Source organism: Streptomyces manipurensis, assembly GCF_049570255.1.
Lineage (GTDB): Bacteria > Actinomycetota > Actinomycetes > Streptomycetales > Streptomycetaceae > Streptomyces > Streptomyces manipurensis.
Window position 1 is genome coordinate 815,286 of sequence record NZ_CP186950.1, and the last position, 11,409, is coordinate 826,694.

Here is an 11,409-nt window from a genome sequence, read left to right on the forward strand (position 1 = left end):
CGGCGGCGCGTCGGCCCCGCGCCCCCGGGTCCGGGCGGCCGCGGGGCCGCCTGACTCAGTCGCGGACCAGGCAGAACGGATGCCCGGCCGGATCGGCGTACACCCGCCAGCCGCGCCGGTCGTCGCCCCGTTCCAGGAGCGTGGCGCCGGCCGTCAGCACCTGTTCCTCGGCCCGGTCGAGGTCGGGGACGCCGAGGTCCAGGTGGAACTGCTGCGGCCGGGCGGGGTCGGGCCAGGCGGGCGGCCGGTGGTCCGCCGCGTACTGGAAGGCGAGGACGGTGCCGGAGGGCGTGTGCAGCGTCGACCAGGTCTCGTCGACGGACCAGCGCCGGTCGGGCCGGTCGGCGTCCCCGCCCAGCAGGGTCCGGTAGAACGCGGCGAGCACCCGCGGCTCGGGGCAGTCCAGGACCACGCACTGCAATTCAGCGATCATGGCCGGGATCCTAGGCGGTGCGCGCCCGGGGTGCGGGCTCAGGCCGGTGCGGCCAGGGCCGCGTCGATCATCCGGCGGGCGACCGCGGCCAGTTCGGCCTGGTCGGGGGCCGGACGGGAGCGGGCGAGCGCGCCCGCCAGCCGGTCGTAGAGCACGCCCTCCGTCCAGGCCACGAGCAGTTCGGCGGCTTCGGCCGGACGGTCCGCGCCGAGGGCGGCCACGATCTCCGCGGCGCGGGTCCGGGCGGTCAGGCCCGCCCGGTGGAGGGCGGCCTCCAGCTCGGGGTTGCGGGCAGCCTCCAGGCTCAGTTCGAAGCGTGCCAGCTGGCGCTCGCGGCCCACCGTCAGCCAGCGGTGCAGCAGCCCGGCCAGCGCGGCCGCGGCCGTCTCCCGGTCCAGGGGCGTGGCGCGCGCCGCAGGCCCGTGCGCGGTGCGGTCCTCGTCGTCCACGTCCGCGACGTCGAGTGCGGCAAGCCGCTCGTAGCAGGCTCCGATCAGGGCGGTCCGGGTCCGGAAGTAGTAGGAGGTGCTGCCGGCCGGGAGCCCCGCCGCGGCGTCGACCGCGCGATGGGTGAGGCCCCGGAGCCCCGCGGAGGCCACGAGGGCGATGGCGGTGTCGGCGATGAGCGTGCGGCGTTCCGCCGCGGGCGGACTGGTGCGGGGGGTCGACATCAGCCCACTCTACAGCTGTAGAGTAAAACCCGAGATCCTCTACATCTGTAGAGGGCCAGGGCAGGAGGGATGCGCCATGTCGGGAGTCGGACGCCACGCGGTCGTGGCAGGGGCGGGGATCGGCGGGCTCACCGCGGCCGTGGCGCTGCACCGCAGCGGATGGCGGGTCACCGTGTGCGAGCGGGCGCCGGGGCCCGCCGCCGTCGGCGCCGGGATCGTCCTCGCGCCGAACGCCCTGCGCGCCCTGGACCACATCGGCTTCGACCTCACCGCCGCGGCCGGCCGGGCCGTCCCGGCCGCGATGGGCCTGCGCCGCCCGGACGGGCGATGGCTCAGCCGGGCCGACACCGCCGCGCTGTCCGCCCGGTACGGGGGCCCGCCACTCGCCGTGCACCGCGCCGCCCTCACCGAGGCGCTGACCGGAGCGCTGCCTCCGGGGACGGTCCGCTACGGCGTCACGGTGACCTCCGTGGACGCTTCCGGGGACCACCCGGTCGTGCACACCTCGGCCGGGCGGCCCGAGGGCAGCGCGGACCTGGTGATCGCCGCCGACGGCATCCACAGCCCGCTGCGCCGGGCGTTCTTCCCCGCGCACCCCGGGCTCCGGTACAGCGGCGAGACCGCCTGGCGCACCGTCCTGCCGGCCTCCGCGCGCCCCGGCGGCCTGGCGACCGCCGAGACCTGGGGACGCGGCGAACGCTTCGGCGTGGTCCCGCTCGCCGACGGCCGGACGTACGTCTACGCGACCGCGGTCGTCCCCCCGGGCCACCGCCCGGCCGATGTCCGCGCCGAGCTCCTGCGACGCTTCGGCACCTGGCACGAGCCGGTCCCGGCCCTGCTGGAACGGTTCGACCCGGCGGCCGTGCTCCAGCACGACCTGTACGACCTGGCGGCGCCCCTGCCCCGCCTGCACCACGGCCGCATCGCCTGGCTCGGCGACGCGGCCCACGCCATGACCCCCAACCTCGGCCAGGGCGGCTGCCAGGCCATCGAGGACGCCGTCGTCCTCGCCCACCTCCTCACCGACACCCCCGCCCACCGGATCCCCACCGCTCTCGCCGCCTACACCACCGCCCGCCACACCCGCACCGACAGCATCCGCAGGCGGGCCCGCCGCACCGGCCGCGTCGCCGCCCTCACCCACCCCCTCGCCGTGGCCCTGCGGGACCTCGCGATCCGCGCCGTACCCGCCCGGGCCGCCCACCGGGCACTGGACGACCTCTTCGACGGATTCACCCTTCCGGACGGTACGGGCGGTGCGCGGGCGGTCGTTGGCACGGGCAGATGAGGTCCGTTGACCCTCCGACACGAAGGCAGGCACAAGCGCATGACGACCGACATCGACTGGGACCACCCCACCGACCCCCGCGAGGGCAGCTGGCAGCTCGACCACGTCAAGCAGTACGTGGCCTCCGGCGGCACCGAGGGCCAGTACTGGAACGGCACGCAGACCCTGCTGCTCACCACCGTCGGCCGGGTCTCCGGCCGGCCCGTGCGCACGCCCCTGATCTACGGGGAGGCCGACGGCCGCTTCCTGGTCGTCGCCTCCAAGGGCGGCGACGACGCCCATCCGCTCTGGTACCGGAACCTGACGGCCCACCCGGAGGTCCGCATCCAGGTCGGCCCCCGGGTCCTCCAGAGCACGGCGCGCACGGCGAGTTCCGCGGAGCGGGCCGCGTTCTGGCCGGTGATGGTCGGTCACTGGCCGGCGTACGACGAGTACCAGGCGAAGACGGACCGGGAGATCCCGGTCGTGGTCATCGAACCGGAGTCCTGACCGGTCCGCGGCGCCCGGGCTCAGCGCCCGAGCGCCGCCATCGCCGCGTTGTGCCCGGGGACCCCGCTGACACCGCCGCCGCGGATGGCGCCCGCCCCGCAGAGCAGGACGTTGGGGTGGGCCGTCTCCACGCCCCACCGGCCGCCACCGGCCACGTCCCCGTCCGCGTAGGGCCAGGAGAGGTCCCGGTGGAAGATGTGGCCGCCGGGCAGGCGCAGTTCGCGTTCGAGGTCCAGCGGGGTCTTCGCCTCGATGCACGGCCGGCCGTCCGCGTCGAAGGCGAGGCAGTCCGTGAGCGGTTCCGCCAGGTGTGCGTCGAGCTGCGCCAGGGTGGCGGTCAGCAGCACCTCGCGGGCCTGCCGGTTGTCCTTCTCGAACAGCCGGGCGGGGGTGTGCAGTCCGAAGAGGGTGAGCGTCTGGTAGCCCTGTTCCACCAGCTCCGGCCCCAGGATCGTCGGGTCGGCGAGCGAGTGGCAGTAGATCTCCGACGGCGGCACGGAGGGCAGCTCCCCCGCGCTCGCCTCCGCGTGGGCGCGGGCGAGTTCCGCGTAGCCCTCGGCGATGTGGAAGGTCCCGCCGAAGGCCTCCCGCGGGTCGACGGTGGTGTCCCGCAGCCGGGGCAGCCGGCGCAGCAGCATGTTGACCTTCAGCTGGGCTCCCTCGGGCGCGGGCTCCCCGCCGTCGGCCCGGGTGCCGCCGAGGAGTTCGGCGAGCGCCTGCGGCGAGGCGTTGACCAACACCGTGCGGCCGACGACGCGGCCCTCTCCGGTGGCGGTGCGGAAGACGACCTCGGCGGGGGCCGTGCCGTCGGTGTCGATCCGCAGCACCTCGTGCCCGGTGGCGATCTCGGCACCCGCGGAACGGGCCGCCGCCGCGAGCGCGTCCGTGAGGGCACCCATGCCGCCGACCGGCACGTCCCAGTCCCCGGTGCCGCCTCCGATGACGTGGTAGAGGAAGCAGCGGTTCTGGGCGAGCGACGGGTCGTGGGCGCCGGCGAAGGTGCCGATCAGCCCGTCCGTGAGCACCACGCCCCGCACCAGGTCGTCGGCGAAGCGGGCCTCCACGGCCCGCCCGAGCGGCTCCTCGAAGAGCATCCGCCAGGCGGCGTCGTCATCGATGCGCCGGCGCAGTTCCGCCCGGGTCGGCAGCGGTTCGGTCAGGGTCGGGAACACCGCGCGGGCCACCCGCCCGGTGGTCCCGTAGAAGTCGCGCCAGCTCTCGTACTCGCGGTCCGAGCCGGTCAGCCGGGCGAAGGACTCCCTGGTGCGCTGCTCGCCGCCGCCGACGAGCAGTCCGCCGGACCGTCCGCCGCGTTCGGTCGGCGTGTACGAGGACACCGTGCGCCGGCGTACGGAGAAGCGCAGGCCGAGGTCCTGGACGATCTTCGGCGGGAGCAGGGACACCAGGTAGGAGTAGCGCGAGAGGCGGGCGTCGACGCCCGCGAACGGGCGGGTGGAGATCGCCGCCCCGCCGGTGTGCCCGAGTCTTTCGAGGACGAGGACCGAGCGGCCCGCCCGGGCCAGGTAGGCCGCGGCCACCAGGCCGTTGTGACCGCCGCCGACGATCACGTGGTCGTACACGTCGTGCCCGAACCCTTGGGAGCCCCTCATGGCTGTCATGGCTCTTGGTAGCACACCTGGCCGAGTCGCTCCAGACAGTGTGCCTCGTCGGCGTGGGCCAGCACCGTGTCGGGGTGGTCGTCGCCCAGCGAGCGTTCGCGGATCCCCGAGAGGTCGCGGTAGATCGGCAGCGCCTCGTCCCAACGGCCAAGCATGCCCAGGCCGACGGCGACCTCACGGCGGCTGACCAGGGTGTCGGGGTGCTCGGCGCCGAGCACCCCGGCCCGCAGTCCGCTCACCCGGCGGGCCTCCTCGACGGCCTCCTCCCAGCGCTCCAGGCGGCCGAGGTTGACCCCGAGGACGTGCCGGGCGCGGAGCGTCTCGGGGTCGGTGGCGCCGTAGGCACGGGTGCGGTCGCGGACCAGGGCCCGGAACAGCTCCAGGGCCCGGGCGCTGTCGCCGGTGCGGCCGAGCGCGATGCCGACCTCGTAGCGGGCGGCCAGGGTGTCGGGATGGTCCCGGCCGAGGACCCGCTCCCGCACGACGGCGATGTCGTGGAAGGCGGCCAGGGCCTCCTGCCAGCGCTCCAGGCGGCCCAGCGCGTACGCGGCCTCGTAGCGGGTGAGCAGGGTGTCCGGATGCTCCGCGCCCAGGACGGCCGCCCGGTCCGCGGCCACCGCGAGGGCGGTGGCGTGGGCCTCCGCGAACCGGCCGAGCTCCCCGAGCGCGCAGGCCAGGTTGTGGCGGCAGCGCAGCGTGTCGGGGTGCAGCGGCCCTATGGACCGCTCGCGGGCGACCAGCACGGCGCGGTAGACGTCGTGGGCCTCCTGGTGCCGGCCGAGCCGTCCCATCTCGTACGCGGTCTCCTGGCGGGCGGCGAGGGTGTCGGGGTGGTCGGCGCCGAGCACCCGGACGCGTCCCTCGGCCACGGCGGCGTACGCGGAGAGGGCCTCCTCGGGCCGGCCCGCACGGCTGAGGGCGTGCGCGCGGGTGTGGTCGGCGGCGAGCGCCTCGAGGGCGTCCCGGCGCGGCCCGGACGGGCGCGGAACGCCGTGGACGGCGGTGAGCCGAGGGTCCTCGGCGGGGCGCGGCCGGCCGATCGTGGCGCCCGCGGGCACGGCCGGGTCGGCGGGTCCCGCGGCGGGGTGTCGGCCGCCGGGCCGAGCGGCGCCGGGGCGCGCGGCCGTCCACGCACCGGTGAGAACGGCCCACTCGCCGCTCGCGGGACGCGCGTCGATGCCGGCCTTGCGCCCTGCGGTCATCCCGCGGGCCCAGGCCGGCAGCGGGGGCTGCGCGCCGGGCAGCCCGCCCGGTCCCAGACGCGCCTCGACGAGCCGGCGGTGCACGTGGCGGGCGTCGCCGGGCCGGTCCTCGGGGCACTTGGCGAGCAGGTCGAGCACCACCTGCTCGAAGTACCCGGGGAGTTCGGGGCGGTGCCGGCGCAGCGGCACCGGGGCGTTGTCGCGGTGGCCGACCAGCACCGACCAGGAGTCGCCGAGGTCGAAGGGCGGGGCTCCGGTCGCGATCTCGTACAGGACGCAGCCGAGCGAGTAGAGGTCGCTGCGGTGGTCCACCTCGCCGCCCGCGATCTGCTCGGGGGACATGTAGTGGGGGGTGCCCATGGCCATGCCGCCGCCGGTGAGCTTGGCGGTGAAGCCGATGTCGTGCGCGAGGCGGGCGATGCCGAAGTCGCAGATCTTCACGGTGCCGTCGGTGAGCCGCATGATGTTGGCCGGCTTCAGGTCGCGGTGCACGACGCCCTGGTCGTGGGTGTAGCCGAGGGCGGCGGCCATCTGCTCGGCGATGTCGACGACCACGTCCACGGGGAGGGGACGGGTCGCGTTGTCCTCCATGAGCTGGCTGAGGTTGCGGCCCTCGAGCAGTTCCATGACGAGGTAGAGGGGGCCGCCCGCGGCGCTGTCGTCACCGAAGTCGTGGACGACGGTCACCCCGCGGTGCTGGAGGGAGGCGGCCACGCGCGCCTCGCGCCGGAAGCGTTCGCGGAGCACCTGGGTGAAGTGGGCGTCCTGGTCGGCGCCGATCGGCTTGAGGCACTTCACGGCGACATGCCGGCCCAGCGACTCGTCACGGGCGCGCCAAACCTCGCCCATGCCGCCGCGCCCGATCAGATCGAGCGACCGGTACCGGCCCTGGATCAGTCTGGACTCCGCCATGTCTTAAAGTCGCCCCCGTCGTCGCGCTACGCCCTCCCCGGCCGGTCCAGTATGGCCGCTGATGTACGCAGTGTGTACGGAGAGGGGCGGCTCCCGGGGCCCAGGCGGCGCATCGCTCTCAAGATGTGACCTGGCGGGAGCTTCCAGCGCAGACCTGCGGGAATGCTGCGCAGCACGCGTCCGGTGAGACGCAGGCGCCGGGTGACGCGGTGCGGGCTGGGGGCGGGTCGCCCGTACAGCCGGTGCGCCCACTCGGGGAGGGCCCCGTAGGCGAGCCCGACCACGGGACGCCACAGCAGGTTTCGGCCAGGCACGAGGAGGGGTGGGACCGGCGGGCCGCGCAGGAAGTCGTCCACGGCGTGGGCGTCGGCCCCGGCCGCGAGCTCCGGGCGGACCTTCCCGAAGTAGGCGGCGAGCTGCGCGGTGTCGGCGGGCACCGTGTCCGGATCGAGGCCCACGAGGCGGGCGTTGACGCGGTTCTCGTCGACGTAGCGGTCGGCCTGGGCGGGGGTCAGGGGGACGCCGGAGCGGCGCAGCACGTGCAGGAAGCTGTCGATCTGCGCGCAGTGGATCCACAGCAGCAGCTCGGGGTCGTCGACCGGAAAGATCCGGCCCGTTTCCGGGTCGGTGGCGGACAGGGTGCGGTGGAGGGCGCGGACGCGGGCGCCCGCGCGTTCGGCGGCCTCGGTGGTGCCGTAGGTGAGGGTGCCGACGAAGTCGGCGGTGCGCAGCAGCCGGCCCCACGCGTCCTTGCGGAAGTCCGAGTTCTCCATGACCCCGCGGACGGCGCGCGGGTGGAGGGCCTGGAGGTAGAGCGCGCGGACCCCGGCGATCCACATCATCGGGTCGCCGTGGCACTGCCAGGTGACGGACGACGGGCCGTACAGGCCCGGGTCGGGCCGGTCCGCGCCGTCCGCGGCACTGTTCCCCATCCCGCACCTCCCCGTAGCGCACGCCCCGGCGCTTCCAGCCTACCGACGGCGGCCCCGGCGGGAAGGTCCGCGGCATAGAGTTGCCGCGTGCAGCTCTACACCATCGGCGAGGCCGCCCAACTCCTTCGCGTCAGCACCGACACCGCCCGCCGCTGGGCCGACGCGGGCCGCTTCCCGACACGGCGGGAGGGGACCCGGCGGATGGTCGAGGGCGTGGACCTGGCGGCCTTCTGCACGGAGCTCGCGCGGGAGGGCGCGGAGGACGGGGGCGAGCCGGTGACGTCGGTCCGCAACGCGCTGCCCGGGATCGTGACCGCGGTGACGCTCGGAGAGGTCGCCGCCCAGGTCGAGATCCAGGCGGGCCCGCACCGGGTGGTCTCGCTGCTGACGCGTGAAGCCGTCGAGGAACTCGGCCTGGAGGTAGGGGTGCGGGCCGTGGCCCGCGTGAAGTCCACCAGCGTCCACGTCGACCGCGACTGACCCGGCCCGCGCGCCCGCCGCAGCCTACTCCGTGGGGGAGGTCGCGGAGTCCGTCCAGGCGTCCGTGCGGCGGGTCAGCGACCGGAGCAGTGCGCGCACCCGGACGAGGTCCTCGTCCGGCATCCCCTCCCCCATCACGCGGTGCGCGGCCTCCGCTCGCACGGTGATCGCGGCGAGGGAGCGGACGCCGTCCTCGGTGAGGGCGAGCAGGGGCGAGGTGCGGTGGTCGGGGTTGTCCCGGAACGCGGCGAGGCCGTCCCGCACGAGTTCGTTGGCGATGCGCTGGACGCCCTGCCGGGCGACGCCGAGGCGGCGGGCCGCCCGCGCCACGGGCAGGGGCTCCTCGCTGACCGCGCTCATCAGCTGCCAGCGCGCCTGGGTCTGCCCTTCCGCCGCCGCGAGGGCCTCGCCCGCCCGGCGCAGCGCACCCGCCGCCTCGAAGACATCGGCCACCAGCAGGGCCAGTTCGTCCGCCATCCGCCGCTCCACCTCATCCCATTCGTTTGGCATATTCGACAACATGTTGTCGGTTTGTCATCATGATGACAGACCGGCGTGGTGTACCCGTTCCCCGGACATCACGCACCCCACCGGAATCCTTGGAGATCACCATGACGAACGCGACCACCGACGCGACCACCGGCCACGGCCCCACCGGGACCGGAGCGATCGACCGCCTCCGGGCGGCGATGGACCGCGGCGCGGCGCTCCGCCCCCGGGTCGGCGGCTTCCCCCACCTCGCCGAGAGCCTGCGGCAGGCCGGGGTCACCCACTGCCGCATGGCCGTCCCGGCGAACGCCTTCCTGTACCTAGCACGGCAACGTGGTGGTGCAGGGCGAACCACTGGTCACCGGCTTCGCGGTGGCCCCACCCTTCGGCCGCGCGGCCCTGGAAGCCGCGCTGCGCGCCGACCAGGCAGGCCTGACGGCCTTCCCCGAGTTCGTCCGGGGCTGCTGGGAGGCCGGTGTCGTCTGGTACGAGGTCGATCTCGTCGCGCGGACCTGCACCTACCACGGAGCCGACGGGGCGTCCTACCGCGAGGACTACCCGGCCGTCACCCTCCCCGGGTAGCCGGCTCGCCGTCCCCGCCCCCCGGCGGCCCGCGCCGCCGGGGGGCGGGCCGGACCGGGCCGTGCTCTCCTGGTTCCGGGGCACGTCCGTGCCCGCCGATCGTGCCGTCGGAGAGGTGCAGCCCGTGCCCGAACCCCTGATCGTCATCACCGGCGCCAGCTCCGGCATCGGCGCGGCCACCGCGCGCCTGCTGTCCGGTCACGGCCACCCCCTGCTGCTCCTGGCGCGCAGGCTGGACCGGCTGGAGGAGCTCGGCCTGCCGCAGACCCTGTGCCGCAAGGTCGACGTGACCGACCGGGAGGCGCTCGCGGCCGCCGTACGGGAGGCGGAGGAGCAGTACGGGCCCGCCGACGCCCTCGTGAACAACGCCGGGGCCATGCTCCTGAGCCGCATCGCGGACCAGGACCCCGACGAGTGGGACCGCATGATCGACCTGAACATCAAGGGCGTGCTCTACGGCATCCACGCGGTCCTCCCCGGGATGCTCGCCCGGCGCGCCGGGACCATCGTCAACGTGAGCTCCATCGCCGGCCGCAAGACCTTCCCCAACCACGCCGCCTACGTGGGCACCAAGTTCGCCGTCCACGCGCTGTCGGAGAACCTCCGCGAGGAGGTCGCCTCCTCGGGCGTCCGCGTGGTCACCATCGCGCCCGGAGCGGTGGAGACCGAGCTGCTCTCCCACACCACCGACGAGCGGATCAAGAGCGACTACGACGCGTGGAAGCAGTCCGCGGGCGGCGCCCTGGACCCGCAGGTCGTGGCCGAGGCCATCGCGTACGCCTACCGGCAGCCGCCCGGTGTCACCGTCCGCGAGATCGTCCTCGCCGCCACCGGCCAGGAGTCCTGAGAACTCCCCCACGGGGGCGGTCATGACCGAGGGGACGAGGTCTCCGTCCGGGGCACCGATCAGGGTGTTCCTCCTCGACGACCACGAGGTCGTCCGCCGCGGACTGCGGGACCTGCTCGACTCCGAGCCCGACATCAGCGTGGTGGGCGAGGCCGGCACTGCAGCGCAGGCGCTGGCCCGCGGACCGGCGCCCCGTCCGGACGTCGCCGTGCTCGACGTACGGCTCCCCGACGGCGACGGCATTTCCGTCTGCCGCGCGCTGCGCTCGGCGATGCCCTCCCTGGCCTGTCTGATGCTGACCTCGTTCGACGACGAGGACACCCTCCTCGACGTGATCATGGCGGGCGCCGCGGGGTACGTGCTGAAGCAGATCAAGGGCTCCGACCTGGCCCGCGCCGTACGGACGGTCGCCGCCGGACGGTCCATGCTGGATCCGGACACCACCGCCCGGCTGATGCGCTCGCTGCGCGAACCCGGGGCGGGGACGGAGCCGCGGGACGACCTGCCGGCCCTGCTGTCGGAGCGGGAGCGGGGGGTCCTGAAGCTGATCGGCGAGGAGCTCACCAACCGGCAGATCGCCGAACGGCTCCACCTGTCGGAGAAGACGGTCAAGAACCACATCTCCCGGATCCTGGGGAAGCTCGGCGTCGAACGCCGGGTGCAGGCCGCGGTCATCGCCACGCAGGTGCGCGAACACGGTCAGGGTGACGGCGACAGGAACGGAGGCGGCCAGGGCCGAGGGGCCTAGGAGAAGTCGTCAAAGCGTCAGGGCCGCATCGGGAGCGATGCGAGGGGGACCGCTGCCTCGTAGGACTGGGCGGTCTTGTCGTAGCGGGTGGCGATGCTGCGCCATTCCTTGAGGCGGTTGAAGCACCGTTCCACGACGTTACGGTGCTTGCAGACCTCGCGGTCGAAGGCCGGCGGGCGACCGCCCAGGCGGCCTCGCCGGGCCCGGTTCACGATCTGGTCGAACCGCTGGGAAATGGTGTGGGCGATGCCCCGGCTCCGCAACCAGGTGCGGATCACCCTGGAGCTGTAGCCCTTGTCGCCGATGCCGTGATCTCGTTGGTGTTCCCGCCCGTCAGCACAAAGGCGAGCAGACGGCCGGAGCCGTCGCAAGCCAGGTGGATCTTCGGCCGACACCAGCCAGCCGATGTCACCAGCCGCGTCGGCCCGTGCCTGCGCAGCCTGAAGCATCCGCTCGAAGGTCCCGTCTGCGGCCCGTTCGCCCGTGGCGTCGGCCTTCCTGGTGTCGCCGAAGTAGAAGTGCCCTCCGCAGCCCGCGCCGAGCTGGTGAAGGTCGACTTTCGCCGAACAATTCACGTAGCACAGCGAGCAGGCCGTTTCACCCTTGCTGAGTGGCAGGTCATCACCGGCAATGCTCTTGATACGGCCGTCTTGGCACCCGGAATCAGACATGCCTTTCGGCAGCGGCACAGGATGGGGCTTGCGTTCCTAGCCTGAG

12 protein-coding genes and 1 pseudogene are annotated in these 11,409 nt (G+C 74.4%); 6 read left to right on the plus strand and 7 right to left on the minus strand.

Annotated features, from left to right (window positions below; all coding sequences use genetic code 11):
* Positions 1–55: 55 nt before the first annotated feature.
* Together ACPU2J_RS03895 and ACPU2J_RS03900 are read right to left on the minus strand one after the other, a co-directional pair.
* A complete protein-coding gene (locus ACPU2J_RS03895) occupies positions 56–433 on the minus strand; it encodes a VOC family protein (protein WP_420081727.1) in 378 nt (125 codons plus the stop codon).
* Positions 434–471: 38 nt separating this feature from the next.
* Positions 472–1,104 (minus strand): TetR/AcrR family transcriptional regulator, encoded by a 633-nt coding sequence (locus tag ACPU2J_RS03900; RefSeq protein WP_420081726.1) that lies wholly within the window; start codon positions 1,102–1,104, stop codon positions 472–474.
* Between the two features lie 76 nt (positions 1,105–1,180).
* Between ACPU2J_RS03900 and ACPU2J_RS03905 the strand changes: the two genes are divergently transcribed.
* Both ACPU2J_RS03905 and ACPU2J_RS03910 read left to right on the plus strand, forming a co-directional pair.
* Positions 1,181–2,392, plus strand: a complete 1,212-nt coding sequence (locus ACPU2J_RS03905) for an FAD-dependent monooxygenase (protein WP_423832754.1) — start codon at positions 1,181–1,183, stop codon at positions 2,390–2,392.
* Between the two features lie 39 nt (positions 2,393–2,431).
* Positions 2,432–2,881 carry a nitroreductase family deazaflavin-dependent oxidoreductase gene (locus ACPU2J_RS03910; RefSeq protein ID WP_423832755.1) on the plus strand — a complete coding sequence of 150 codons (450 nt, stop codon included), beginning with the start codon at positions 2,432–2,434 and terminating at the stop codon, positions 2,879–2,881.
* 20 nt (positions 2,882–2,901) lie between these two features.
* On the opposite strand, the gene ACPU2J_RS03915 is transcribed toward ACPU2J_RS03910, so the two are convergent.
* From ACPU2J_RS03915 to ACPU2J_RS03925, 3 genes are read right to left on the minus strand one after another with little or no spacing between them, the layout of a single operon-like run.
* Positions 2,902–4,500 carry a phytoene desaturase family protein gene (locus ACPU2J_RS03915; RefSeq protein ID WP_420081724.1) on the minus strand — a complete coding sequence of 533 codons (1,599 nt, stop codon included), beginning with the start codon at positions 4,498–4,500 and terminating at the stop codon, positions 2,902–2,904.
* Positions 4,497–6,614, minus strand: a complete 2,118-nt coding sequence (locus ACPU2J_RS03920) for a protein kinase domain-containing protein (RefSeq protein WP_423832756.1) — start codon at positions 6,612–6,614, stop codon at positions 4,497–4,499. The genes ACPU2J_RS03915 and ACPU2J_RS03920 overlap by 4 nt, the downstream gene beginning before the upstream one ends.
* A gap of 26 nt (positions 6,615–6,640) precedes the next feature.
* Positions 6,641–7,546, minus strand: a complete 906-nt coding sequence (locus tag ACPU2J_RS03925) for an oxygenase MpaB family protein (protein ID WP_423832757.1) — start codon at positions 7,544–7,546, stop codon at positions 6,641–6,643.
* An 87-nt stretch (positions 7,547–7,633) separates the two neighbouring features.
* On the opposite strand from ACPU2J_RS03925, the gene ACPU2J_RS03930 reads away from it, so the two are divergent.
* Positions 7,634–8,026 carry a TOBE domain-containing protein gene (locus ACPU2J_RS03930; protein WP_365073202.1) on the plus strand — a complete coding sequence of 131 codons (393 nt, stop codon included), beginning with the start codon at positions 7,634–7,636 and terminating at the stop codon, positions 8,024–8,026.
* 24 nt (positions 8,027–8,050) lie between these two features.
* Here the strand turns inward: ACPU2J_RS03930 and ACPU2J_RS03935 are convergent, their stop codons facing one another.
* A complete protein-coding gene (locus ACPU2J_RS03935) occupies positions 8,051–8,503 on the minus strand; it encodes a MarR family winged helix-turn-helix transcriptional regulator (RefSeq protein WP_423832758.1) in 453 nt (150 codons plus the stop codon).
* 345 nt (positions 8,504–8,848) lie between these two features.
* Between ACPU2J_RS03935 and ACPU2J_RS03940 the strand changes: the two genes are divergently transcribed.
* From ACPU2J_RS03940 to ACPU2J_RS03950, 3 genes are all read left to right on the plus strand, one after another.
* A complete protein-coding gene (locus ACPU2J_RS03940; protein WP_423832759.1) occupies positions 8,849–9,097 on the plus strand; it encodes a DUF1398 family protein in 249 nt (82 codons plus the stop codon).
* 124 nt (positions 9,098–9,221) lie between these two features.
* Positions 9,222–9,944 carry an SDR family oxidoreductase gene (locus tag ACPU2J_RS03945; protein ID WP_420081719.1) on the plus strand — a complete coding sequence of 241 codons (723 nt, stop codon included), beginning with the start codon at positions 9,222–9,224 and terminating at the stop codon, positions 9,942–9,944.
* 22 nt (positions 9,945–9,966) lie between these two features.
* Positions 9,967–10,692, plus strand: a complete 726-nt coding sequence (locus ACPU2J_RS03950) for a response regulator (protein ID WP_420081718.1) — start codon at positions 9,967–9,969, stop codon at positions 10,690–10,692.
* Positions 10,693–10,709: 17 nt separating this feature from the next.
* Here ACPU2J_RS03950 and ACPU2J_RS03955 read toward each other — a convergent pair.
* Positions 10,710–11,098 (minus strand): annotated as a pseudogene (locus ACPU2J_RS03955) (transposase); the annotation flags it as partial.
* Positions 11,099–11,409: the final 311 nt, after the last annotated feature.

Coding starts and splice junctions, on each gene's coding strand:
- ACPU2J_RS03905 (WP_423832754.1), top strand. CDS start 1,181: ATGTCGGGAGTCGGACGCCACGCGGTCGTGGCAGGGGCGGGGATCGGC.
- ACPU2J_RS03925 (WP_423832757.1), bottom strand. CDS start 7,546: ATGGGGAACAGTGCCGCGGACGGCGCGGACCGGCCCGACCCGGGCCTG.
- ACPU2J_RS03950 (WP_420081718.1), top strand. CDS start 9,967: ATGACCGAGGGGACGAGGTCTCCGTCCGGGGCACCGATCAGGGTGTTC.
- ACPU2J_RS03920 (WP_423832756.1), bottom strand. CDS start 6,614: ATGGCGGAGTCCAGACTGATCCAGGGCCGGTACCGGTCGCTCGATCTG.
- ACPU2J_RS03915 (WP_420081724.1), bottom strand. CDS start 4,500: ATGACAGCCATGAGGGGCTCCCAAGGGTTCGGGCACGACGTGTACGAC.
- ACPU2J_RS03900 (WP_420081726.1), bottom strand. CDS start 1,104: ATGTCGACCCCCCGCACCAGTCCGCCCGCGGCGGAACGCCGCACGCTC.
- ACPU2J_RS03895 (WP_420081727.1), bottom strand. CDS start 433: ATGATCGCTGAATTGCAGTGCGTGGTCCTGGACTGCCCCGAGCCGCGG.
- ACPU2J_RS03910 (WP_423832755.1), top strand. CDS start 2,432: ATGACGACCGACATCGACTGGGACCACCCCACCGACCCCCGCGAGGGC.
- ACPU2J_RS03935 (WP_423832758.1), bottom strand. CDS start 8,503: ATGGCGGACGAACTGGCCCTGCTGGTGGCCGATGTCTTCGAGGCGGCG.